The organism is Paraburkholderia sp. UCT31, from assembly GCF_014397655.1.
GTDB lineage: Bacteria > Pseudomonadota > Gammaproteobacteria > Burkholderiales > Burkholderiaceae > Paraburkholderia > Paraburkholderia tuberum.
Genome location: NZ_VZQP01000026.1, coordinates 61,494 through 86,067, shown reverse-complemented (window position 1 = coordinate 86,067; position 24,574 = coordinate 61,494). Strand labels below are relative to the sequence as shown.

The window sequence follows — 24,574 nt, the reverse complement described above, 5'->3', positions numbered from 1 at the left end:
CCCTCACCGGCTGCATTTCGCGCCGGAAGCGCGACTCAGGCTTTCCGCGGTGACGGAACCTTCATATTGAACGCGATTGCGAGCCAGCACAATACGAGCCCGGAGCACGCGTAAAACACCGCGTTCGCGCCATTGTGTTTTAGAAGCCAGCCGCCAACCACGCCGCCGAGGGCAAGGCCGATCGACTGCGTGGTGTTGTACACGCCCGTGGCCGCACCCTTCCGATCGCCCGGCGCGAGCTTCGAGACGAGCGAGGGCTGCGACGCTTCGAGGATGTTAAAGCCGAGGAAATACACGAACAGCACGGCGGGCACGATAACGAGTGTATGTTCGAGCGAGCCAAGCAATAGCTGGCCAATGAGGATCAGACCGATTGCAGAGACGACCACGGCCTTCATTTTCCCCCGCTTCTCCGCGGCAATGATGGCCGGCACCATCAGGGCGAACGCAATACCCATGACCGGCAGATAGACCTTCCAGTGCAACGAGACCGGCAGCCCTGCGTCGACGAGCAGGCGAGGCACCACAAGGAACAGCGCCGTTTGCGTGGCGTGCAGTACGAGCACGCCGAAGTTCAGGCGCAGCAGTTCGACGTTGTGGAGCACTTCGGCAAATGGCGCCCGCAAGTGGACGGGCCGGTTCGGCGAATCCGGCACGACCCAGATCACCACGCCCACCGCGAGAATCGAGAGCGCGCCGACCAGCGAGAACAGGCCGCTCATCCCGAGCCAGTGGAACACCAGAGGCGCACCCACGATCGCCACCGCAAAAGAAATGCCGATCGAGGCACCCACCATCGCCATTGCTTTTGTGCGGTGCTGCTCGGTAGTGAGGTCGGCAATAAAAGCGAGCACCGCGGAGGAAACGGCGCCCATTCCCTGGATCACGCGACCGACGATTATCCACACAATATCGTGCGCCCCCGCGGCGACGAAGCTGCCGATCGCAAATATTACGAGACCCGTCGCGATAACTGGCTTGCGGCCAACCTTGTCGGAAACCCAGCCGTAGAAGATATAGAAAAGCGATTGAGTGACGCCGTACGCCCCCAGCGCGATGCCGACCAGCAGGAGATTGTCGCCGCCGGGAATGGTTTTCGCATACACCGAAAACACCGGCATGATCATGAAGAGACCGAGCATGCGCAGTGCAAAGATCGCTGCGAGCGACAGCGTCGCTCGCAGCTCGAGCGCACTCATGCGCGAGCGGGAAGTGGCCGATGTGGAAGTTGCGCTCATATCGTGTAAAAAAAAACCCAGCAGTCGCTGGGTGAAGATAGCTGCCGATGCTGCAGTCGGACGTGCTTGACCGGCAAGCTGAGGACACGTCGAAGTCACGCGATTCCGCGGCGCACCCGCTGAAAGCCTGGCGCAATATTATGGCACGACATGACATTTGTCGGAATTTAGACGCGAAAACTTAAACGAAACTTAAAACCCGGCCCGTGAGCCCTCGCTCGCGTCGCGCGCGGCACCGCCGCCGGCGTGCTGCTTGAGACCCTGGTGATCTGGGACCGCGCGCTCTTTTATGCGGCCTTCAACGATCCCCAGACGGTCATTGGAACCCTGAGCGCCGCGAGGGCTCCCGCTCCCGGAAGCGGTTCGGATGCGGCCAGACCTCTCGTCCTACGGCCGCACGACGAAGGGCACGCGCGATTTACCGCTCGCGCAGATTACGTCGGATCGCAATCATTTAGCTTCGCGACATGTCGAGAATTATTGGTCCGATGCGGCAGGTCGCTAATAAATGATGCGTCGGCGCCGGGTTCGATGCGCGTGGCGACGATGATCCTTTGAACGTCAGGTCGCATCTGCAGACTTATCGCGTCTATCCCCTGGAACGCCCTTGCGCTGACAAGGGCATCGGCGTTGTCTGGCGATAACGAAGACGTGCGCCTGCGCCGCAGCGCTCCAACGGTCTAAATACCCCAGAGAATATCGTCGCCATGGCGATGGGCCTCGCGCATCATGTCGAGCAATGGCCAGGCGCGATGTTCGACGGTCGCGGCCGCACTGTTTGAACTATGGTCGTTCGGCACGTGATGGAGGACGTTGAGGGCTAATTCAGTGCGTGCCTGAACTTCCATAGCGCGTTCAAGTCGCGTTATCACCGTACCCAGTTCGTCGTGGCTGATGACGCCACGAGTGGCGACTTGCTTACCAATGGCTGCGAGGAGATATTCCGCGAGGTTCCGCAGCATGACGACGTCCGGAGTTGAACGGCACTTGAACGTAACAAGCATACAGACCTCTCCGCGAAGGACAACTGTGCCGTTGCGACGGCCGCCGAGACGGCCGCCTGATGCAATCGACGCTTATAACCAGCAACGAGGCTTGCGCGAATCCCGATATCCAAAGTGTAGGCCAATGTAGCACATTGTGCTATATAAAGATCAGATGCGGGGACCATACCCTACCGGCGAACAGGCAGGACGACATGAATCTAACTCGCGGGAAGCGCTCATTAGCTGCGCACGACGCTCGTTGTGTTGTGGCATAAGCGGAGGCAATAAATGCCATGATCGACTGCTCTTTGGGGGCGTGATGCCCCTTCAGAATAAGCTAACGCTAAATTGTCCCTCTGTACCGCCAGGGACGCTTTGGCATCGCGGACAGATTCATCGTGCGCTCGCGGACGAGGCGGGATGCTCGGCAGGCTTCGAAGCCATTTGTGCGGTTTGTGCGTGCTGAGGAATGGCGTCCAGGTCGACCCAGTCATACCGCACGCTCGCCACCGCCTGCCGGAGCGCGTCATTTGCCTGATAGTACTGGTGATGAGAGATCAGCCTCGCAGCGTCATTGACGTCCGCGATCACCAGTTTTAGCGGAACGAGTTCCATGGTGTAGGCAACGTTGATATTCGCGACCTTCAGGGCGTTGAGCGCCTGATCCCGCTGACCTTGCTTGATGTGCTCATTCGCGGATGCCACCGCTTTGGATTTCTCGGAAGACTGGGCGAGATTGTCGGTGATAGTTACGTCAGCGCCAACTGGAAGCCACATCAGCTCCTGCGAAGCGCGAGCGACGTCCGCTTGGACATGCGTCGCGCTGGAAGCCGTGGGTGGAAGTTTCAAGTCTTTTTCAGCCTTGGTAAAAGCAGTATTGTCAGCCTGCGCTTCCTGCAGTGATTTCTGGGCGGCTTTTACAAGCGTGGCGGCCTCCGAACCGTTACCGTTGAAGATTGCGAGTCGCGCAAGTTCGATCTGCTGGAAGGCCTCGTTTCCTTTCCCCGAGACTTTGCCCATGTCCGACGCGACGGTCCGCGGGGACTCGGCGGCCTGCACGGTCGCACCACAATAGGCGGCGGAGAGCAACGCGCACGTGACAGCGATAACCTGATGCCTTTTCATGGTTCATTCTCCTAAGCGAGTGTCCAGTTCCAGACGTCGCATGCGGCCTTGCGCGCTCACATCGGCGGCGCATATGGCATGCGAGACTTTCACAGGGCTTGAACTTCGAACAGTTGACGCTTTAAAGCTAGGCCTTGGTGCTTAAAGGACGCTTAAGAATGAGCCATCCGGACGCAAGGCGGCAGTACTGGGTAGTGCGGAGAACCGGACCTCGCCAGTTACGTTCGCATCACGGCTCGACATATGACCTGGCCGGCCGTGTGTTCAGGGACAAACCCGCCCCCCAGAATCTTGATGTGCCCCGCTACATGTTTGCGTCTTCCACTACCGTTACTATCGGGAAAGATGAACAAGGCGAGGCATAGTCAGGCATGAGCCCGTACAACCTTCTTACTTGCAGCGCATCGCGTTCCAACCACCGCACGCGTCCGAGGCGCCGAGTCCGACTGTCGTGGAGGGCGAACAAAGAGAGCGTGCACGCTGGCCGCCACTGCTGCGGTGGTCTGCCGTGCTCGACAACGGTGGGGTATGCATGAAGAGGGCGCTCATTCTGCCCTTCGCTTCCGGTTAGACAAGTCTTGCTCGATCCCCGCTCATTACATGAGCGCGACTCCCTGACCAGATCTCACCGTTGGAAGTCTGGCTTGCAGTTCAGGCGGGTACTCGGGTAGTCCCTTCAAGCGCCCCGCTAACGGATAGAGCTTCCGTTGACTCCTCCTTCGCTGAACGATGGCGTTGCCAGTCAACTCGTCGCGTCCATTCGCTCCATCATTGCTCGCGTCTGCTCGACGCCCAACGCGCAGCGCATTGCGAGCCTCATCACGATCACGCTCCAGAGCGCCACTAGAAGAATGTCCCAACCGAATCCGATCACACCGAGTCCGCCACCGATGCCGCCGAGCCACGACAATAACCAGATGCCCCCAAACCACGGCAACAGCCACGCAATGTTGTTCCAGCCGAAGTCTTTCGCAGCTTTGCGCAAGACGATGTGGTAATACGCCGCGTAGAGTACGAAACCGATCGCCACCAGCGCAAACAGAAAGGTGTTCGTTGCAAAGCCAGTCCAATATATTACGAGGTTGCTGCAGATAAATGCGACTGGCGCCAGCACGGGCGCGGCCCACATGCGAAATGGACGATGCAGTTCCGGAAGGTTACGGCGCAACACCAGCAACGCGACCGGACCAAGACCATATGTCAGCACCGTAACCGACGTAATGTAGTCGACCATCTTCTGCCATGCAGGAAACGGCAGCAGGAAAATGGTGCCAACGACCCACATCACGAGAACCGCCAGCCATGGCACCTTGTTGCGGTTCAGCTTTGTCAGCACGCGGGGACCTGCCTCCATTTCGCCCGTAGCAAAGAGGACGCGCGATCCGCCGGTTACATACATCAGCCCCGTGCCGCCAGGCGATATATAGGCGTCGATATATAGAAGCGTCGCCATCCAGCCGAGCCCGAGCGTCGCGGCAAGTCCAGCGAACGGTCCCATTTCCCCCTTGAAGCTGAGGTGTGCCCATCCGTGCGCGAGATCGACCGGCGACAGCGCCCAGATAAAGGCCACTTGCAACATGATGTAAACCACTGCAGCGAGCACGACCGAGCCAATCACGGCTAGCGGAATGTCGCGATGTGGATTGGCCGTTTCGCCGCCGAGGTCGATCGCAGTACGGAAGCCCAAATAGCTGAAAACGATACCTGCTGCGGGAAGTGCCGTGAACATGCCGGAGAGCTTGTAGGTGTCAGGCGCCGCACGCACGACATCCCAGTGGGTGCTCGCTGCCATCAAGCCGACGATGGTCAGTATCGGCACCAGAATTTTCCACCACGTAATGGTTGAATTGACGTTGAGCAGCCATCTGATCACCATCAGATTCAGCAGCGCGGTGATTCCGAGCAAACCGGCGCACACGAAGAAGCCCGCCAAACTCAGCACCCCGGCGGAGCCAGGACGGATTAGCCATGGCAGATAGTTGCTTGCATAAGTGACGATTGCTTCGGCTTCGACTGCAGGCACCGGGACATAGGCGAGGAAGAGCAGCCAGCACCACAACCTTCCAAGTCCGTCGCCATGGCTCGCGTGGCTCATATGAACCAGCGCCCCACTACGAGGAAAAACGGCGGCAAGCTCCGCAAAACATAGCGCAATCAGCATGATGATGACAGCGCCAAGCGCCCAACTGCCTATGCTCAACGGACCGGCTATTCTCGATGCATGGTAGGCGCCGAACAGCCACCCTGAACCAATCATGCTAGTGGTGCTTGCGAACAGCAACCCCACTATCCCAGCATCGCGACGCAGTTTGCCCGATAGCGTCAGGTCGGAAATCGTGCTCATTTCTGGTCTCCTTGCGCCTGCCCCGAAGTTCGGTTTTTGAACCGGCGTTGCGCGAAAGAGGCGGTGCGCATCCGCGCACCGTCATACATGAACGGCTCACCCTGAACGCTTCGACCGCAAAGACGGCGATAAAATCCCCGCCGTGAACCGAAGCGACAATTAAAGGGCTTGGAAATGCCTGTGCGCTTCGACGAGCGTTAGTTCACACTGTGCCATTTCAGATTCGTGGCATGGCTTCATGCGATTCAAGCATCGTCGAGCATGCGCCAATCGCTCGCACTGGCCCCGGCCAGAGTACGCACGCGAGCTTCGTCGCGCGCAAGTTCTCGCGCGGATCCGGAAAAAACGACCCGACCATCGTCCAGCACGCAAGCCGCGTCGGCAATCTCGACAGCCGCTCGAACGTTCTGCTCAACCAGAAGCACCGACATGCCTTCGGCGCGCATTCTGACGATAACTTCAAACACTTCCTGCACCATCAACGGTGCGAGACCTTGAGACGGCTCATCGAGAAGCAGTACGCGTGGGTTGAGCAGCAGGCCGCGTGCGATCGCGAGCATTTCCTGCTCCCCTCCGGAGAGTTGCCGGCCCTTGCTGTTCCGACGCTCGCGTAACCGGGGAAAAAGCTCAAACACACGTGCGATCGTCCAAGGACCGGTGCGCCCGTTGGGCACAAGCAGATTTTCTTCCACGCTGAGACCCGCGAATATGCGCCTCCCCTCCGGCACATATCCGACACCGAGCGACGCGACCCGGTCTGGCGGCCAGCCGGTCGTTTCGCGGCCTAGAATGTTCACCCTTCCCGCGCGTGGCCGGGTCAATCCCATCAGGCTTCGCATGGTTGTCGTCTTGCCGGCGCCGTTGCGCCCTACCAGGGCGACAATCTGGCCGTCGTCAACGTCCACCGATACGTCATGCAGAATGTGGCTCTTGCCATACCAGGTCTGCAGTCCCTCGGCAACCAGGGCACTCATTTTGCTGTTCCCAGATAGGCTGCTTGCACGGCTTGATTGCCGGTGATTTCTTCGGGCGTTCCTTCTGCCAGAATCCTGCCTTCGGCGAGCACCATGATGCGCTGTGCCAGCTGGAAGATGACGCGCATGTCGTGCTCGATCAGAATCATCGTCAGCGATCGATCGCGGTGCAGGCGTCGTATCAGTTGCGTCACGTCGTAGGTTTCCTGATCTCCCATCCCCGCGGTCGGTTCGTCGAGGAGCAGGAGCCTGGGTTCGAGTGCGAGCGACATGATGATTTCCGTGGCTCGCTGGTCGCCAAGCGACAGCTCACCCACCAACCGGCGCGCACGCTGCTCGAGTCCGCCGAGCACGAGCAATTCTTCCAGCCGCTGGTTGACGGTCGTGCGCGCCGCCCTCGATAGCCACGGCGAGAGCCTGTGCCCGGCCCGAAGTTCGACCGGAATCCGCAGATTATCGCGAACGGACAACTCAGGAAAAACTTCCGTAATCTGGAAGGTCCGCGCCATTCCCATGGCAACGCGGCGATGAGGCGCAAGCCGGGTCACGTCGCGTCCGTCGAACACGATACGCCCCGACGTAGGCGGAAAGAACCCACTGATCAGGTTGAAGAACGTCGTCTTTCCTGCACCGTTAGGCCCAATTACCGCGCGAAGCTCACCGGCTTCCACAGTCAGGCAAACATCGCTAACCGCGCGAAGATTGCCGAACCGGTGAGATACGTGATCGACTACGAGCAGGCTCATGAACGCACCCCGCCCGTCCGGATGCCCAGCACGCCACGGGGAAAGAACAGAACGACGAGGATGAACAGCAGGCCGATAAACGACATCCAGTTCTCAGTCCGTGTGGAGATGTAATCCTGAACCAGCACGAAGACGGCCGCGCCGATCAGCGGTCCCCACAACGAGCGCATTCCCCCCAGCACGGCCATGATCACAAAATCGCCTGACTGGTCCCACCGCAGATCATGCGGATCGGCGAAGTTATTGAGCAGCGCGTACAAGGTACCGGCAAAACTCACGAAAAAGCAGGAGATCACGAACGACAGCCAGATATGCTGCTCCACCGGCAGCCCGAGGAAGCGCGCCCGCTTTTCGTTCTCGCGTATCGCCAGAAGCGTACGGCCAAACGGAGAGCGCAACAGCGCAGTCATGACGCCAACCGACACGGCAAAGCAAAGCAGAACGAAATAGTAAAACACGGTGCTGTTGCCAAGAATGTCGATTCTCTGCTGGCCAAAGTGGAGAGGCATGCGATGCCATCCGGAGAGTCCATCGTCGCCGCCAGTCACGGCGTTCCAGCGAAAGGCGACGAAGTAGAACACCTGGCCGAATGCGATCGTCGCCATCGCGAAATAGACGCCCCGAAGCCTGACAATCAGCGCGCCGATGAGCGCCGCCGCCAGCGTGCCGGCCGCGACCCCAATGACGATACCAAGCGGCGTATTCGGCACCAGATAACGGATCGTCATACCAACGCCATACGCGCCGAGACCAAAATATGCCGCGTGACCGAACGACAACACGCCAGTAAAACCGAGCAGAAAATTGAGCGCCATCGCCGCCAATGCCATTACTACTACGCGTGTACCAAGTGCCGTATAGCCGCCGAGCCAGGTGATCCAGTACGGCATGGCAGCGAGCGCCAGCCAGACCGCCGCATTCCCCGCGAGTTGCAGTGATGATCTCACTGGACCCTCCCTTCCTCACCCAGCAGTCCGCGCGGACGTACGAGCAGCACTAGCCCCATCAGGACGTAAATCACCGCTTCGGTCGCGGACGGGAAAAAGACAGAAGTCAGGCCAGAAGCGACGCCAATGAGAATGCCGCCGAGCAGCGTACCCGGCAGGCTGCCCAGTCCCCCGACGATGATCGCAACGAAACTCGGCATGATGAGCGAATCACCGATGGTCGGTTGCAGTCCGAGCATGCCGGCTGCCAGTACGCCAGCCAGCCCCGCGAGAAAGATGCCGAGGCCGAAATTCATGCTGCGAAGCCACCGTACATTCACGCCCAGTGTCGCGACCGTTTCGAGGTCTCCGACACCAGCGCGGATACGAATGCCGGATCGAGTGAACTTCAGGAACATGAAGAGCGCCGCCACGACGATCACAACCAGTACGACCATGAACACACGATAGCCCGTTAGAAAGAAGAACGAGGACGTCAATGGCTGGTTCAGCGCGTCCGGAATCTGGTACGGCAATGTCTGAGGCCCCCAGATATAGCGGCTACCGTCCTGCAGCAGAAACGCGAGCCCGAACGTGAGCAGCAGACTGTATAGGGGATCTCTTCCATACAGCGGGCGAATCAGTACCCGCTCGATCAGCAGTCCGATAGCAGCCGTCAGCAAGGGTGCAATAACAAGCGCCGCCCAAAAGCCGACATACGGCATGATCGTGTAGGCGAGGTAAGCGCCAATTGCCAGGAATCCGCCGTGCGCGAAGTTGATGACACCGCTCAGATTCAGGATCAGCGACAGGCCAAGCGCCATTAACGCGTAAAACGCGCCAATGACGATACCGTTGAAAACGTTGAACAGGATCAGTTGCGTCATACCGTTACCTGTGCTGCCGACGTCCGCTTCCGATGTCCCGGCTCATCGGTCGCGCGGCAGTTGCGGCAGCGCGACGTCATTAGGCACTCAGCCCCCTGTCTGGCTTCCCGAACCGGTCATGCCCATGTGAGACGGCAGCCGGTTTCGCTGACCGGCAGCGCCGCGTCGATGCCCTTTACCAGCTGATCGACGTGGAATAGATCATCAGGTCTAGGTCCCTGCGCTACCGCATGTCCCACATAGAGATCCGGCATGAGCTGATGGTTGCCGGCCCGATAGAACGGTGTGTCCGGCATCAGCCCTACGTCCGGCGGCAACTTGAAGCCTTCGAGCGCCCGCGCCAGTTTCACTGCGTCAAGCGTCTTCTCCTGATTAGCGACGAGTGCAACGCTATTGACAGCGACGTGCCCGAACCAGTGTCTGGCAGTCGGCACTCTCCCGGCCTTCTTACGGATGCCGGCCACGTATTCCGCTACGTGGGGTACGTTGGGCTGGTCCCAGTACCATTCGAATACCCACGTACCGATTCGCGCATCCGGCGGCAAGCCCTCGAGCACCTCCAGTTCCTGCTGCGCCCCGGCGATGTGGAAACGCTTGTTAAGGCCGAACTGCACCGCCTGCTTAAGCGAATTGACAGCATCCTGACCTGCGGTAAGAAACAGGATGACGTCAGGATCGGCAGCCTGCGCCTTGATCAAATATGACGAATAGTCGGTGGTGCCAAGCGGCGCCAACGCGGCTCCAGCCTCCACCCCTCCGAACTTCTTCAGGCTCGCCTCGAAGCCGAGTTGCAAGGTGTGGCCAAATGCGTAATCGGGGGTGATGAAAAACCATTTTTTCCCGTACCGGTCGAACAGGACCTTCGATACCGAGTTGGTTTCCATCCTCGTCGTATTGCAGACCCGAAAGACGTTCCAGTGACAATCTGTACCGGTCACGGCGTCGGTATGCCCACCCGTCACAATATGCAGTGTTTTCAATTCGTTTGAAACCTGCCCGATCGCAAGCGCCATAGCCGAGTTGACATTGCCGAGCAGGAAGTCCACCTTGTCACGTTCGATCAGCTTGCGCGCCTTCTGTACGGCAGCGCCAGTATCCGCGCTGGTGGAATCCTCCACGATGAGCTGAACCGGACGACCCAATATGCCCCCGCGCGCATTGATCTGATCGATCGCGTATTCGCAACCCATTTGCTCGTTCTTGCCGAGTTCGGCGTAGGTACCTGTCAACGGGTCGTCGAGCCCGAATTTGATTGGAACCTCTCCGCGCGCCTTGATGATGAAGGGTGCGCCGATCTGCGCAATTCCGGCTGCGGCAGCAGCCTTCAGTACGAGCCGGCGATGCCGTCGGCCCGCGGTCGATAGTCTTCCCATTTCGGTCTCCCACAGAATGGACACGTCCGAGCAATGCTCGCGCTCTCCTCCTGGGAAAGCTGGTTCCGATTTCTACGCTTCGGATTTCCAACGCATATCAAATGTTAGTGCACGATATGACATAATTCCATGAGATGTAACGAAACATCTGAGTGCCAGCCGGTCTATCGCGGTGATTCAACGCGCACCGGCGCGGTGTGCGGGTAAAGCGCTTCTGCAAATATCCCGGGATGCGCATGAAAGAGACGCGGGAAAACCCCCGCTCTGAGGAACCCTTCCTCCATTGAGGCATCTGGAACAACTCCGATGCTCGCGCCGGGTGTTCGGAGATCTGGCAGCATCGTCGGCAGTGGTCGCGCTCGCAACCGATCCGGTTGTCAAAGATTGCGCCAACGCGGCGTACACGCCGTCACGTAATGCGTTTGGGCTGGCAATCAGCGCGGTCGCCATCAGCGAATGACCAGTGCGTCCCTATTGATCATCGCGATGACAATCACGAAGGCCTTGCCAACCCGGAGATGACGCTGATCAGCAGCACCGCGACGGCAAGTAGACCGGGCATGTAATTGCCTACTTCGATTGCGCCGAAGTAGTTGTAGCTGCCCTGCAGACTGAGCATGCAAACTGAGCGAAACGACCCCGGGGAGAACGATGGCCGTAATGATCACGCCGCTCATGCGTGCCTCGAAGCTGCGGGTCAATTCGTTGATGGCAAAGACCGCGTTCACAAGCGGCGCATTGAACGCCGCCGACAGGCCTGTGGGGGCGCCGGCGAACGCGAGCCTGTGCTCGAGATCGACGCCGCGGATGGTCCGAAGTCGCGCGGGATGGAAGTGCCGCAGGTTAAGCATCAGCGATGCGCCGACGTGGATCGTCGTCCCTTCGCGGCCGATGGATGATGCCGCCGAAAATGGGCAGGAATGACGCCACGATCTTGCCGATCAGGATCCCGAAAGCGGCGGCGCAAGTCTGCCGCGACCATACAGCGTGGCGATCACCTGAGGATTGCCGCTGCCTTCCGCGCCGGGAATGAACCGGCTTGTGATCCAAACGCCGGCTGCGCCGATAGCCGGCGTGAGCAGCAGAGGCAGCCATCAGTAGACGGTGGTAGTACGCCGTAATATGTCACGATCTGCGTCAATCAGATGCGCTTCCAGCACTGCGACGAGAGCGGTGACCAACGGGCTCACCCAGAAGATTCCATAGTGGAACCAAAGCCGCCGAACATGTTGCAGCGTTCTTCTGTTCAGGACGCGGAAGAAAGTGGCAGACGGTTTCAACGTCAGATATGGATCAACGCAAAAAAAGCCCAGCCGTGAAGCTGGGCGGAGGGGAATCGCCTTCTGTCGCCTGAAAACGAGTGGGCTTGCTGCCGGACCATACGCCATAACATGCAATATCGGCACGCCAGGTCCCACACCACTATCCCGTAGGATAAGCACGTTGTGACATTTATTCAAGCGACTCCTGCACCTTTTTCGTAAAACCAGGAAGGGGGGACACGGCAGGAGTTCATTCAGATGACCTTCGCGAGATAACGGCGGCTGCTCCGATGGCGGCATCGCCTGGGAAAATACGGAGGCACACCACGCAAACGCCACATAGACTTCAAGACGTCGCTTCCCTCGACGTACCGTCCTGCTCCACGTCGTCACTTTTCTGGAAGACAGAATGAAAAAATGCACGATCCGGCTCACGTTCGTGATGCTCGCGCTGCTCGCCGGATGTCATTCGGAAACGAAAACGCCGCAAACGGTCACATCGAGCGGCCAGGCTGCCAATGCGTCGGCGCTCAGTACCGGTCCCTCGACGATCGACGAACTGAACAATCCCAACAGTCCGCTTGCCAAGCGAAGCATCTATTTCGATTTCGACAGCTATACGGTCAGAGATGACTATCAGGCGCTACTCCAGGCACATGCGGACTATCTGCGCCGGCATCCGTCCCAGCATGTGCTGATACAGGGCAACACCGACGAGCGCGGCACCACCGAATACAATCTCGCCCTGGGCGAGCGGCGCTCGCAGGCCGTCATGCGTGAGCTGGAAACGCTTGGCGTGCCCGGGACGCAACTGGAAGCCGTCAGTCTGGGCAAAGAAAAACCGGTGGCGCTGGGGCACGACGAGGCGTCGTGGTCGCAGAATCGCCGCGCCGACCTGGTGTACCGCTAATTGCGCAGCGCACGACGCGCGGACCAGTTCAAAGCCCGAAGTACCAGAGCCGCACGTCCTCTTCCTCCGACCATATCTGCACGTCCAGCATCTCGTCGAATTCGACCGGCTCGCCCCGGTACATGCAGCAGAACCCGCGCTCGGTGCGATAGACGATCACCCACTCGCGCGGGTCGGGGGTTGCGTCGGGCGAACGGTCTTCCCGTGTGCTCCCGGAATCCGCAAGGTGCGCCGCGGCCTTGAGCCGCTCGCGCAACGTCCGCCACTCAGTTTTCAGCTTCACGGTCGCTCACCTTGAGACCCCTGCCGTGCACGGCATACGCAGCGTCGTTGACGCGCACGGATTGCGTCGACGTGGCGGTCCTTGCGCGAGCCCGGGGCTGGAAAATATCGATACTGCGCGCGACGGCGTCCGCAATATGCTCCTTCGCAATCACGCCGGACACGTCGAACGCGCCATCGACAGCGGTATCGACGAGGACCACCGCCATCACCGCGCGGCGCTGCCGGATTTCGCTGATCACTTCGAACGCCGCATCGGATCGCTTCACGACGATGAAGTTGCGATGCGCGAGCTGCCCGATCGTGACCGTCGGATTGTCATGGCTGACCGCGCGGCGCAGGCCGGTGTTGATGCGCAGCACGCCGTACAGCATGCCTGCCTTCGTGACGACGATGTGCCGGAACGGCGCGACGCCCATGCGATCGAGGAGATCGCGAAACGGCACGTCCGCGTCGAGCACCAGTATGTCGGCCTCCATGATCGCCGCCGCGTTCTGCACGAGAAACATATTGGCGTGCAACGCATCCGGAATGACATGACCGCGCCTGACGAGTTTCATCGTGTAGATCGTCTCGCGCGAGAGGAGCCGGCGGGTTCCGATGCTGAACGCAACCGCAAGTATCATCGGCAGCACGATGTCGTAATCGCGCGTCATTTCGAAGATCATCGCCACTGCCGTCATCGCGGCACCCGTGCCGCCCGCGACCACCGCCCCCATGCCGACCATCGCGAATGCAGGCACGCTGACCGGAGCGGCCGGCACCAGCAGATGGAACAGGGACGCCAGCGCGGCGCCCAACGTCGCGCCGATGAACAGCGACGGCGAGAACACGCCGCCCGACGAGCCGGAGCCGAGGCTAACCGACGTCGCGGCGATCTTGCACAGCGCAAGCAGCAGCAGGAACAGGCCACCTTGCAACTGTTCATTGAGCGTCGCCTGGATCGTTGCGTAGCCCACGCCTTCCACGTAGTAGTGGCCTGCGTAGCGCATCAGCAGATACATCATTGCGCCGACGAACAGCATGCCGAGCGCGTGGCGCGCAAAACGCCCCGGAACGCGCTCGAAGGCGTCCTCCGCCCAGTGCAATACGCGAATCAGCAACGCGGCCGCCACGCCGGCCACGACCCCGAGCAGCGCGTAAAGCAGCAGCGTGAAGCCGCTCGCGAGATGGTTATCGAGCGCTCCGAGCTGAGGGGGAACCAGGAAAGCCGCTGCTCCGCCAAAGAACAGCCGTCCCACGAACGTGGCGGTGCCCGTTGCCAGTGCGACGGGCAGAAAAGTTCCCACGCTGATTTCCGGCATCATCAGCTCGGTCGCGAACAGTACGCCGCCGATCGGCGTATTGAACGTCGCGGCAATGCCGGCCCCCGCGCCGCTCGCAACGAGAATGATCCGCTGACTGGCGGGCATCCGCAGCCACTGACCCAGCGTCGAGCCCAGTGCCGAACCGATCTGGATGATCGGACCTTCCCGGCCCACCGCCGCACCGGTGCCGATCGCGATCGCCGATGCGAGCGACTTGACGACCGCCACGACCGGACGGATCACGCCGCCCCCGAAATAGATCGCGTCCATCACTTCTGGCACGCCATGCCCTTTTGCTTCCGGTGCAAAGCGGCTTACCAGCCACGTGACCGCGAAGCCGCCTGCTACCGGCACGAGAATCACCCATGCGCCCCACGGCGACGGCGGGGTAAACTGGCTCGCGTCGTAGAGCGGCGAAAGGCGTCCGAGAAACGCCGCATTATGGATAGTGCCGATCAGCAACCTGAACACGACCGCGCCAAAACCGGTCACGATCCCGAGGCAGAACCCCAGCATGCTCATGCGATAGAGGTCGAGCGGCTTCGCGACTTCTTGGGCGTTTTCAGGAGGCGCCGAATCTCCTTCCTTGCCGTCGAGCTTCGTGGGGGCCATATCCCGCCTCTCCTCGCATGACAACCCCGCGTCATCGTTCGGCGCGGGAGCCTCGAGCGGTCCCATGCACGCAATACAAGGTCCACGCAGAAAGAAGCCGAGCGGTCTTGGGGGGATGATCGAACATCGCACCGCCCGCCTGAATCGGTCGGTGCGACCGGGTAGACAGGCCTCGGCAATCATGTCATGCCGTGCCATGCACTATAGTCCTATCAACGCGTGTTCACCAACCTTGATGGTCGTGGCGATACGGAACACCCAACGCTCACTGCATCTCAATCCGGCGCGGGCACGCAATCCATCTGATACGATTTTGCGCTGTCACCCCGTCACGCCCCATTGCCGGTGCGCTTTGCGATAGAGCAACAGGATTTCAGCAAGGCTGCAGAGAATCCGGTTTCAGGCGCCTGGTCCATGTTCCGAACGAGACAGGTAGCAAAGTGAAGCAAACATCACCGCACATCCGGGTCGGCATGCCCAACAAGCAGGATCTCGAAGCCATGTCGGCATTCCGTTACCAGTTACGCAGGTTCCTGCGGTATTCGGAAGAAATTACTCACGCGGAAGGAGTCACGCCTCTGCAATATCAGATGCTCCTTCACGTCAGGGGATTTCCCGACCGCTCCTGGGCCAGTATCGGCGAGCTGGCTGAACGGTTGCAGGCAGCGCCCAACGGCACCGCGGCGCTCGTGTCCCGCTGCGAAGCCGCCGGGCTCGTCGAGCGTCGCCCCGACGCTTCCGACCGGCGACTCGTGCAGGTCCATCTGACGGAAAAAGGCGAGCGGTCCCTGTTGAAGCTCGCGATGCTGCACAAGCGGGAAATCGAGTCATTCGGTTGGGCGCTGGGGCAGTTTCAGGTTCAACAGACACCACTGGTTGGCGGAGCGGCCAAATCGCCGGATTGGTGATCATGCAGCGTCGCCAGGGATGAGCATCCGTCGACGGCCGGCGCGCCAGCGACGATCTCCGCGTGCCAGCCCTTTAGCCCGTGTCCGTACGACCCATTCTCAAGACATCCAGGACCGCTTGGGCTAATGGGTGATTACCCTCGCACGGACGCGCCAGAAGCTTTCAGGCCTGCCTTAATTGGGGCGATCGTACTTGTCATGCCAGGAGCGGCGCCTGTGGCGCGAAGTCCGCTGGATGACATTTTCCGATGGACGCGTGTGGCTCGACGCCCCTCAGCGGCCACCGCTCGCCGCTTCGTGCGCAGCCGCACTGGACGCGCCTTCCGATTCGGCGGCACGTTCGACAGGTGGCCAAAGTGCCTTGCTAAATGCCCTATCGTGCGCTAAAAAACATTTACTTCCTTCGCGTGTCTACTGGCCGTCCGGCCAATGCCATGGACGCCTCCACCCAGCGAGCACGACTGTCCATGAGTCTTCTTGAGCTCAGAGGCGTTTCCAGGCATTTCGGCGCCATTCAGGCCCTGATCGACGTGACGCTCAGTCTGGAGCCAGGTCAGGTCGTGGGGCTCATGGGCGATAACGGGGCCGGGAAATCGACTTTGGTGAAGGTCGTCGCCGGCAACTTTCCACCTTCGCATGGCGAAATTCTCATCGATGGAAATCCCGTGCATTTCAACAAGCCGGTCGACGCGCGCGCGCGCGGCATCGAAGTCGTCTATCAGGATCTCGCGCTCTGCGACAACCTGACGGCAGCCGCCAACGTTTTCCTTGGCCGCGAACTGCGGGTCGGGTTCGGGCCTATCCGCGTGCTCGATCACGCGACCATGTATCGGCGTGCGGGTGAACTGTTCAAGGCACTGAAGTCCGAGACGCGCCCGCGCGACCTCGTCAGGCAAATGTCGGGGGGACAGCGGCAGGCGGTGGCCATCGCCCGCACGCGCCTCTCGGAAGCGAGGCTCGTTCTCATGGACGAGCCGACCGCCTCGATCAGTGTGCGCCAGGTCGTCGAGGTGCTCGATCTCATCAGACGCCTGTCCGAACACGGTATCGCCGTCATCCTCATCAGCCACCGCATGCCTGACGTATTCGCCGTCGCCCACCGGGTGGTTGTCATGCGGCGCGGGCGCAAGGTCGCGGACAAGAAGACCGAAGAGTCCTCCCCGGAAGAAGTGACCGGACTGATCACCGGCGCCATCGCCGCTGCCTGAACCTGCCTCGCATCGGAGCCACCACATTGAACGACGCGCCGCGAAGGCCCCCTACAGTGCCGCCATTGCTCGATGATCCACAGTCCGCGAGGACGCATACTCGCTGGTCGGGATTGCTCGCAAGCCAGGTGTTCTGGGTCGTGCTGGCAACGATCGTCGCCTGTATCGCCCTGTCTTTCGCGACCTCGACCTTCGCGACCTCCGAGAATCTTTTCAACGTTACGCGAAACTTCGCCTTCGTCGCCATCGTGGCGCTGGGAATGATGGCGGTGATCGTCACGGGCGGCATCGACATTTCGGTTGGCTCGACGATCGGCATCAGCGGTATCGTGCTCTCGGTCGTCATGAACGCGGGCTACCCGATCTGGGCCGGTATCGGCATGGGACTACTGACCGCCGGGCTGGTCGGCCTCGTCAACGGCTTGCTCATCGCGTATCTCGGCATGCAGCCTTTCGTCGTGACGCTCGCCATGCTGAGCGTTGGCCGCAGCCTCGCACTCGTGATCTCCCGCAGCCGGACCATTTTCGATTTCGGCCCCGACGGGAGCAAGCTCCTCGCGCTCGGCGGCGGCGCGACGCTCGGCGTCGCCAATCCGGTGTGGTTCCTGATCCTGCTTGGGCTGTTGTTCTGGTTCGCGTTCGGCTGGACGCGCTGGGGCCGCTATGTGTTCGCGATCGGCGGCAACCGTCATGCGGCGACGCTCACCGGCGTACCGGTGCGCCGCATCGTTTGTTCCGTCTACATGCTCTGCGGCCTCATGGCGGGCGTCGCGGCGATTCTCGAAGTCGGCTGGCTAGGCGCGGTGACGACAGGCCTCGGCACGGGCGACGAACTGCGCGTGATCGCTGCTACCGTGGTCGGCGGGACCAATCTGGCCGGCGGGGTTGGCAGCGCCTTCGGCACGATCGTCGGCGCGGCACTCATCGAGGTCATCCGCAACAGCCTGATCCTGCTTGGCGTCGACGCGTTCTGGCAGGGCACGGTCGTCGGCAGCTTCATCGTCGTCGCGGTGCTCTTTAACAGGCTCGGTGGCGAGCGGCAAGGAGATTGAAATGTCGTTGGACGCACCGGCCGCTTCCCGGCCGGTGCCGCGGGAAGCGGGTGCGGCCGGATCGGACGCGGAACTGCCGCACGCATGGGTTCACAAGACCGCGAGGATCCGCTCCAAGGCCGAGTTCCGATTTCGGGCCTGACGTTGGATCGTTATGAAGACTGTATAGGCCGACATGGGCACCGTAGAGCCGGCGCCGAACAGGAGGAAGCAATGAAGAAACTGTGGATGTGTCTTGCTGCTGCTGGAGGACTTGCGATGCTGGCGTCCTCGGGCTTCGCGGCCGATAAGACCCTTGCGCTGGTGGTGAAGGGTCTCGACAACCCGTACTTCGACCTCATGCATCAAGGATGCGAACGGGCGAACAAGGAACTCAACAAGCAAGGCTACAACTGCTACTACACCGGTCCCGCGACCGCCGCGGACGAGAGCGCGCAAGTGCAGATCATCGACGACCTGCTGACCAAGGGCGTCGCGAGCATGGCGATCTCGCCAGCGAACGCGCCGGCTGTGGCGGAGGTGCTGCGCCGCCGCGGCGGATCGGTCCCGGTCATCACCGCGGATGCCGATCTGCTGCCGAAGGATGCGTCACTGCGCAAGAGCTATGTCGGCACCGACAACTACGAACTGGGCGCCAAGCTTGGCGAGCAGTTGAAGATGCTGATGCCGAAAGGCGGCAATGTCTGCCTCGTGATGGGCAATCCGGCAGCGGAGAACATCAACCAGCGGGCCCAGGGCGCGCGCGATGTGCTCTCCGGGAAGAAAGGGATCACGAAGCTCGCTGGCGAGAACGGGTGGCATGAGATCAGTGGCTGTCCGCTCTACGTGAACGACGACGCCGCCAAGGCGAACCAGATGATGCAGGACACGCTGACCGCCCACCCTACCGGTCTCGACGCCTTCCTGCTAGCGGGCGGCTGGCCTCTCTTTGCGCCGCAGGCCTTTTCGCAGGTTGTCGCGCCGATAATGGACAAGATCAAGAACGGCAAGTTCGTGATCGTCTCGGCGGATACGCTCGGGCCCGAACTGCAAGCGCTCAAGGACCACAAGGTGAATGTGCTCGTCGGCCAGCGGCCCGAGGAAATGGGCTACCGCGCCGCGATGGTCATGCGTGACCTCGCGGAAGGGAAGTCGGTACCTCCGGTCATTCACACCGGACTCGACGTCTGCACATGGAAGAACGCCGACACTTGCCTGAAGCATTGAAGGCCGGCGGCCCACATCATCACGATAACGCGGGAGCCGGATCGACACCGAGCCGACTCCGCGCTGCCTCAATGCATCGACGACACCATTTGCCTGCTCTTCCTGAAAGAGGCCGGGCGCGGCATTGAACACCAATAGCGCGCCGACAATGCACGCTTCGACACGTTCGTCGCTGATCAGTTGAAGGGTGATCGCCGCCTTGAGCATCCGGGGTACGGGCGCCCAAAACGGTGCCGTCATACGCGTCGGCCATCCGATGCGATGCTCGTTGAGCTCGTTCCTGCCGCGCTCGCTCAGCAGACGCGCGGCTTGCGCGCTGGTCAGCCCCAAATGCGACGTGCTGCCGGATGTCGTTGTCACGGGCCCGCTTCCAATTCTTGCCTGCTTTGTACTCCACAGTCACAATGATGCCGGGTGGGCCTGTTCCTGACGCTTACCCCGGTCACAAACGACCGTTACGCGACCAACACGCGCACCGTCGATTGAAGCAAGTTAGCCATTTTTCTCCACTGAAACTTGAACTATCGCAATCGAGGTCACGGTAGCGGCTGTTCGTGTAACGCAATGCACATGAGAAATCCCACGGCTCGAAGCATCGCTCTGGTTTGTTCAGTCATCCCAAACATGACTTCGCCAAGCATCAGATAAGCTTCGCATCCTGGACTTCTCTCACGTTCTTCTCATTGCACTGACCAACCCAACTGGAGGCGTTCATGAAATCGACGCCGCGGCGTAGCTCTTGAACCTGGCGGTGATCAGCACGCGCGGAACGCGGCCGTGCCTGCTGAGCAGCTTGCGCATGAGTCGCCTGCCTGCGTGCCTGTCGCGGCGGCTTTGCACCAGCACGTCGGGCACTCCGCCATGCTGGTCCACCGCGCGCCACGCCCCGAATGAAGTCCCCTTGGGGGAAAGCCAGTGCTTCTCTCCGATGATCGTGGCCACCACTTCGTCGAGGTGCCACCTGTCGCCTGGGGCCAATGGGGTGGACCGGATGCGGGAAACTGTAATATCACCACACCGCGTAGCTGATCACGTCAAGCGGAAATCGATAGCCAACATAGGGGCGCGGGTTGTCGACGGCAGTGGCGTTCTGTTGGGCGGCTGCTTTCATGAACGACATTGTCGCCGCCCCCTCAACCCTGCTAACAACGTCACAATGCCTTCCCGGTAAATGACGCGGTCTGCGATGATCGCCGAATGAACGCCAGTGGCGTGCCGCGATCGTGGCGCGGCTGACAGGATGGCACCGGCCATTTCGTACAGCAGGAGATTGTCTGAGTGACCCATCTCCTCCCGATAAAGTAGGCGTCTAGCATGAGTGAATACTTCACACCTCTGTCATGCATTTGCGCGCCCAAAACGACGTTCGCGCTCCCGATATGATGCGAGTGCGGCATCAAGCGCGGCGTCGTCGAAATCTGGCCAGAATATGTCGGTGAAGTAGAGTTCAGTGTACGCGAGCTGCCATAGCAGGAAGTTGCTGATGCGCTGCTCACCTCCGGTCCGGATCAGCAGATCGGGTTCCGGCGCGTACGCCATCGCCAGATATTGCGCGAAGCTGGCTTCGTCGACCGGCACGGCGTGACCATCGACGGCACTCCGTGCGGGTAGCTCGCTTATAGCGTGAAGGATATCCCAGCGACCGCCGTAATTCGCCGCAATGGTCAGCGTCATACGTGTATTGTGGGCGGTTCTGATTTCCCCTCGCTTCACGAGCGCCCGAAGGTGCGCATCGAACGCCGATAGATCACCAACGACGCGCAAGCGGATGCCATTCTTGTGCAACCGTGCCGTTTCACGCTGTAGCGTCGCCCCGAACAGACGCATCAGGAACGACACTTCGTCCTCCGGCCGGCGCCAGTTCTCCGAACTGAATGCAAACAGCGTCAGGAATTCGACGCCGCGCCGCGCGCAGCCCTCGACGATTGCGCGGACCGCTTCGACACCCTTCACGTGACCGGCCACTCGGGGCAGCCTGCGCTGCGCCGCCCAGCGGCCATTGCCGTCCATAATGATTGCAATGTGCCGCGGCACATCGGTCACGGCCGGTACGCTAACGGTCGAACTTTTATGGATCATGGGAACCGCCGCGAGTCAGGCGGAACGCGAAAGTCCCCGAAGGTCATGAAGGTGCCCCTGGACCCTTTTCCTGGCGATCAATTCGACCGCCACCAAATCACGTGGACATCGGCTGGGCCACCGGTCGAAATGGACAATCGTACGGTATGCAGACGAAACTGAAAGGATGCTTAAGACGGGGATACGACTCGAGGAAATCGAAAGCCTGGGCGCGTGTGACGGCTGTGACGCGCATATCCCCTATAGGCCCCAGCATCGCCTTGAATATACGTGCGACCTCGACCGCTCCCTTTGTCTTCCGATTTACTTCTACATACCCTTCCAGATAGTCGCGGCACAGCTGTCTGACGGTGTAATCGCCTGGGTGCGCAGCCGCTGATTCCCGTTCTCCGCAGTGTCGAAGGTTCGGCACCGGAATCGCGTTCGACGCGCTTCGTTTGCCACGCAGCGATCGCTGCGGCAAATGAGGTCGACGGCCACTCACGAGCTTCACCTGTCGCATGCGACCGTCGATCGGCGACTTATAGCGATACGTCCATGACTTGCGGCTCGTTGAAGCCTGGTAGGCGTAGGCCTGGAAATCCCTGAAACGTCATGTGCTCGCCGCTCGGCAGCTTGGGCACGGCACGTGCATCAAAGCGCATTCTTCCCTCGGCGCAGGTTTTTCCGAGACAAGCATACCCGGCGCAGGTTTTCTGCATAACGGCACAAAAACCTACGCCAGCATCACAAGTTTGAGTAAGCGGAGACACGCGTCGACACCCCAACCGATGGGCCTGAAGCGTTAATATTTTTCTTAAAATTCAGATACTTGCGGTATATCCTGGCAAGGCTTTGGGCTTACCGAGACAAGCCTGAAAACATGGCTATTCGTTCTCGTCGAAGTAATGCCCGAACTTCAGCTGCTTCGTGCGGATATACCGCTCGTTTTCCTCGCGCATCGGAATCGCGAGCGCGACACGCTCGCACACCGGAATGCCGTGCTTCGACAGCGTGTCGAATTTTTCGGGATTGTTACTCATCAGGCGCACCGACGTGATCTTCAGCGTGCGCAGGATGCCCGCGGCCGAATCGTATTCGCGTGAATCGTCGGGCAGGCCGAGATCGAGGTTGGCTTCGACGGTATCGCGCCCCTGCTCCTGCAGCGCATACGCGCGGATCTTGTTCGACAGACCGATGCCGCGTCCTTCGTGGCCGCGCAGATACAGCAGTACGCCGCAACCCTCTGCCGCGATATAGCGCAGCGCGAGATCGAGCTGCTCGCCGCAGTCGCAGCGATAGGAGCCGAGCACGTCGCCCGTCAGACATTCCGAATGCAGGCGCGTCAGCACCGACGACTGGTTGGCGACATCGCCCATCACGAGCGCGAGATGTTCGGCGCCGCTGTCGACCACGCGAAACACATAGGAAGTGAACGTGCCGTAGCGCGTGGGCAGCGTGGCGGTGGCGTCGAGCACGACGCATTCGCCGGTGACGGCGCCGTCCGCTGCGGGCGATGGATCCTGAGACGTGAGCATGGCGTTGAACAATGGTGCTGGCATGAACCCGGTCGAGCCGGGGATAAGGTGTGGACTGCGAGTTTACCGCTAATCCGCATGCAGCACGTGGATGCCCCTTCGCTTGCACGGGACGCTGCCCCGCGACAAGCCGCACCCGGCACACGCGCATCGCGCGAAACACGACCCCGAGACCCGAAACAAGCCCGCGCGGACCGCGTCAATCCAGCGAGCATCGTCCGGCGCGCCCGAGGTATTCCCGGTGTACCGCGGGCGCACGTCGCGCCTATACTGGTATCGCCTGTCCCTCACGACAGTGCGCCACTTCGGCGTGCTGCATTGCGAAACGGAGCCGCTCCATGACAAGCGTTGCACAGCTTCTTAAAACGAAACCGAACCCCTCCGAGGTCTACACGATCGGCGCCGACGATTCCGTCTACGAGGCGATCCGGTTGATGGCCGAGAAAAGCATCGGCGCGCTGGTGGTGACGGACGGCGACAGCATCGCCGGCATCATCACGGAGCGCGACTACGCGCGCAAGATCGTGCTGATGGACCGGTCGTCGAAGGCGACGCCGGTGCGCGACATCATGAGCAAGGCGGTGCGCTTCGTTCGTCCGGACCAGACGACCGAAGAGTGCATGGCGCTGATGACCGAGCGGCGCATGCGTCACCTGCCTGTCATCGACAACGAGAGGCTGGTCGGCATGGTGTCGATTGGCGACCTCGTGAAGGACATCATCGCGGAACAGCAGTTCACGATTCAGCAACTCGAGTTCTATATTCACGGCGAACGGCTCTGACAGGCAGCACGGTTTTCGCCGAGCGACACCGCATCGATCATCCGCGTGGGACCAGACGCAAAAAAAGCCCAAACCTCCAAGAGCTTGGGCCAAGCTACCTTGCGGCAGCGGAGGTTCCTTCGGAAAGAGGAACGCAACGCGCGCGGATGACACGCTCTCGGGCGCATGAGTGCGGCGCGCTCGTTTGAAACAGTACCGGGTATGAAACGCTGTGTGCGCCGTCAAACGACGCGCACACAGATTCTGCTGCCTGCTTAGTTACCGAAATTAGTTACCGAAATAGACGCTCTTCGGGCCGCTCATCGGCTGCATCACGCCGCCCGCCTGGGTCGATCCGCTCATCGGCGCGCCGTAACCGCTGGTATCAGCGCTCGGCTGGGTTTGCGCGACGGCCGGATTTTGCGCTTGCACACGCTGCTCGGCGGCCTGGATGTCGGCCGGATACTTCGGGTCGCTCGAGGTCGACGGGTTGTAGCCCGCGTGCTCCAGCTGGATCAGTTCGCTGCGGACTTCCGCGCGGGTGACCGGCTGCTGGCTCGACTGCGCGAACGATACGACCGGCGCGGCGACAAGGGCCGCAATGGCAACTGCCTTGATCAGCGATTTCATGGTGACTTCCCTCCAATGTGGTTTTATCTGCATCGCCGACACCTCGGTGTCCAGCGATTCACTTGAGTCTAGTCACCGCACTGCAAAGGGAAAACCCTTAATTACGAGATAGAAAATTGCTCAGTTCGCAACGATCTCGGGAAAGATCGTGGAACCGCCTCCGTTAGCATGATCTTCGGGGTAACAATTGCCCGGATCGTCACCTTTGCGTCTGATGTTTCCGAAATACGTCTGATCGAAG

At 60.6% G+C, this 24,574-nt stretch carries 22 protein-coding genes and 2 pseudogenes; 7 read left to right on the top strand and 17 right to left on the bottom strand.

What is annotated here, in order from left to right; translation table 11 throughout:
- Positions 1-35: 35 nt before the first annotated feature.
- The 3 genes from F6X40_RS22260 to F6X40_RS22250 form a co-directional block, all read right to left on the bottom strand.
- Complete coding sequence (locus tag F6X40_RS22260; RefSeq protein ID WP_187629240.1) at positions 36-1,199, bottom strand: MFS transporter; 1,164 nt, start codon at positions 1,197-1,199, stop codon at positions 36-38.
- Positions 1,200-1,918: 719 nt separating this feature from the next.
- Complete coding sequence (locus tag F6X40_RS22255; RefSeq protein WP_187629239.1) at positions 1,919-2,242, bottom strand: DUF1840 domain-containing protein; 324 nt, start codon at positions 2,240-2,242, stop codon at positions 1,919-1,921.
- 375 nt (positions 2,243-2,617) lie between these two features.
- The gene (locus tag F6X40_RS22250) at positions 2,618-3,349 is read right to left on the bottom strand and encodes a YfdX family protein (protein ID WP_187629238.1); all 732 of its coding nucleotides are present in this window, start codon (positions 3,347-3,349) and stop codon (positions 2,618-2,620) included.
- 230 nt (positions 3,350-3,579) lie between these two features.
- Between F6X40_RS22250 and F6X40_RS22245 the strand changes: the two are divergent.
- Positions 3,580-3,714 (top strand): annotated as a pseudogene (locus F6X40_RS22245) (ubiquinol-cytochrome c reductase iron-sulfur subunit); the annotation flags it as partial.
- Positions 3,715-4,091: 377 nt separating this feature from the next.
- On the opposite strand, the gene F6X40_RS22240 reads toward F6X40_RS22245, so the two are convergent.
- The 7 genes from F6X40_RS22240 to F6X40_RS43260 all read right to left on the bottom strand — a co-directional run bounded on the left by F6X40_RS22240 (position 4,092) and on the right by F6X40_RS43260 (position 11,450).
- Positions 4,092-5,693 (bottom strand): APC family permease, encoded by a 1,602-nt coding sequence (locus tag F6X40_RS22240; RefSeq protein WP_187629237.1) that lies wholly within the window; start codon positions 5,691-5,693, stop codon positions 4,092-4,094.
- Between the two features lie 245 nt (positions 5,694-5,938).
- On the bottom strand, positions 5,939-6,667 hold the full coding sequence (locus tag F6X40_RS22235) for an ABC transporter ATP-binding protein (protein ID WP_187629236.1): 729 nt from the start codon (positions 6,665-6,667) through the stop codon (positions 5,939-5,941).
- Complete coding sequence (locus F6X40_RS22230) at positions 6,664-7,413, bottom strand: ABC transporter ATP-binding protein (protein ID WP_184069373.1); 750 nt, start codon at positions 7,411-7,413, stop codon at positions 6,664-6,666. Before F6X40_RS22230 ends, F6X40_RS22235 begins: the two co-directional genes overlap by 4 nt.
- Complete coding sequence (locus tag F6X40_RS22225; RefSeq protein WP_260330577.1) at positions 7,410-8,303, bottom strand: branched-chain amino acid ABC transporter permease; 894 nt, start codon at positions 8,301-8,303, stop codon at positions 7,410-7,412. Before F6X40_RS22225 ends, F6X40_RS22230 begins: the two co-directional genes overlap by 4 nt.
- A 53-nt stretch (positions 8,304-8,356) precedes the next feature.
- Positions 8,357-9,226, bottom strand: a complete 870-nt coding sequence (locus F6X40_RS22220) for a branched-chain amino acid ABC transporter permease (RefSeq protein WP_184033934.1) — start codon at positions 9,224-9,226, stop codon at positions 8,357-8,359.
- A gap of 116 nt (positions 9,227-9,342) precedes the next feature.
- Positions 9,343-10,599: an ABC transporter substrate-binding protein gene (locus F6X40_RS22215; protein WP_187629235.1), complete on the bottom strand. Its 1,257-nt coding sequence runs from the start codon at positions 10,597-10,599 to the stop codon at positions 9,343-9,345.
- A 449-nt stretch (positions 10,600-11,048) separates the two neighbouring features.
- Complete coding sequence (locus F6X40_RS43260) at positions 11,049-11,450, bottom strand: chloride channel protein (RefSeq protein WP_260336504.1); 402 nt, start codon at positions 11,448-11,450, stop codon at positions 11,049-11,051.
- Between the two features lie 820 nt (positions 11,451-12,270).
- Here F6X40_RS43260 and pal point away from each other — a divergent pair.
- A complete protein-coding gene (pal, locus tag F6X40_RS22205) occupies positions 12,271-12,771 on the top strand; it encodes a peptidoglycan-associated lipoprotein Pal (RefSeq protein WP_184069367.1) in 501 nt (166 codons plus the stop codon).
- 28 nt (positions 12,772-12,799) lie between these two features.
- On the opposite strand, the gene F6X40_RS22200 is transcribed toward pal, so the two are convergent.
- Positions 12,800-13,054: a hypothetical protein gene (locus F6X40_RS22200; RefSeq protein ID WP_184033945.1), complete on the bottom strand. Its 255-nt coding sequence runs from the start codon at positions 13,052-13,054 to the stop codon at positions 12,800-12,802.
- Complete coding sequence (locus tag F6X40_RS22195) at positions 13,038-14,972, bottom strand: chloride channel protein (protein ID WP_187629234.1); 1,935 nt, start codon at positions 14,970-14,972, stop codon at positions 13,038-13,040. Before F6X40_RS22195 ends, F6X40_RS22200 begins: the two co-directional genes overlap by 17 nt.
- A 473-nt stretch (positions 14,973-15,445) precedes the next feature.
- Here F6X40_RS22195 and F6X40_RS22190 point away from each other — a divergent pair, with 473 nt between their 5' ends.
- From F6X40_RS22190 to F6X40_RS22175, 4 genes are all read left to right on the top strand, one after another.
- A complete protein-coding gene (locus F6X40_RS22190) occupies positions 15,446-15,880 on the top strand; it encodes a MarR family winged helix-turn-helix transcriptional regulator (protein ID WP_184069440.1) in 435 nt (144 codons plus the stop codon).
- Between the two features lie 467 nt (positions 15,881-16,347).
- Positions 16,348-17,088: an ATP-binding cassette domain-containing protein gene (locus F6X40_RS22185; RefSeq protein WP_184033951.1), complete on the top strand. Its 741-nt coding sequence runs from the start codon at positions 16,348-16,350 to the stop codon at positions 17,086-17,088.
- A gap of 113 nt (positions 17,089-17,201) precedes the next feature.
- Positions 17,202-18,140, top strand: a complete 939-nt coding sequence (locus tag F6X40_RS22180) for an ABC transporter permease (RefSeq protein WP_221311512.1) — start codon at positions 17,202-17,204, stop codon at positions 18,138-18,140.
- A gap of 213 nt (positions 18,141-18,353) precedes the next feature.
- Positions 18,354-19,346 (top strand): sugar-binding protein, encoded by a 993-nt coding sequence (locus tag F6X40_RS22175; RefSeq protein WP_184033957.1) that lies wholly within the window; start codon positions 18,354-18,356, stop codon positions 19,344-19,346.
- 198 nt (positions 19,347-19,544) lie between these two features.
- Here F6X40_RS22175 and F6X40_RS42450 read toward each other — a convergent pair.
- The 4 genes and pseudogenes from F6X40_RS42450 to ribA form a co-directional block, all read right to left on the bottom strand.
- Positions 19,545-19,706: pseudogene (locus F6X40_RS42450) on the bottom strand (cation-transporting P-type ATPase); the annotation flags it as partial.
- 351 nt (positions 19,707-20,057) lie between these two features.
- Positions 20,058-20,324: a DDE-type integrase/transposase/recombinase gene (locus F6X40_RS22170; RefSeq protein ID WP_410452436.1), complete on the bottom strand. Its 267-nt coding sequence runs from the start codon at positions 20,322-20,324 to the stop codon at positions 20,058-20,060.
- Between the two features lie 360 nt (positions 20,325-20,684).
- On the bottom strand, positions 20,685-21,425 hold the full coding sequence (gene uppS, locus F6X40_RS22165; RefSeq protein WP_187629233.1) for a polyprenyl diphosphate synthase: 741 nt from the start codon (positions 21,423-21,425) through the stop codon (positions 20,685-20,687).
- Positions 21,426-22,291: 866 nt separating this feature from the next.
- A complete protein-coding gene (gene ribA, locus F6X40_RS22160) occupies positions 22,292-22,942 on the bottom strand; it encodes a GTP cyclohydrolase II (protein ID WP_184069438.1) in 651 nt (216 codons plus the stop codon).
- A gap of 338 nt (positions 22,943-23,280) precedes the next feature.
- On the opposite strand from ribA, the gene F6X40_RS22155 reads away from it, so the two are divergent.
- Positions 23,281-23,724, top strand: a complete 444-nt coding sequence (locus F6X40_RS22155) for a CBS domain-containing protein (RefSeq protein ID WP_184069350.1) — start codon at positions 23,281-23,283, stop codon at positions 23,722-23,724.
- A 267-nt stretch (positions 23,725-23,991) separates the two neighbouring features.
- Here the strand turns inward: F6X40_RS22155 and F6X40_RS22150 are convergent, their stop codons facing one another.
- Positions 23,992-24,333 carry a DUF4148 domain-containing protein gene (locus F6X40_RS22150; RefSeq protein ID WP_187629232.1) on the bottom strand — a complete coding sequence of 114 codons (342 nt, stop codon included), beginning with the start codon at positions 24,331-24,333 and terminating at the stop codon, positions 23,992-23,994.
- Between the last annotated feature and the right edge of the window lie 241 nt (positions 24,334-24,574).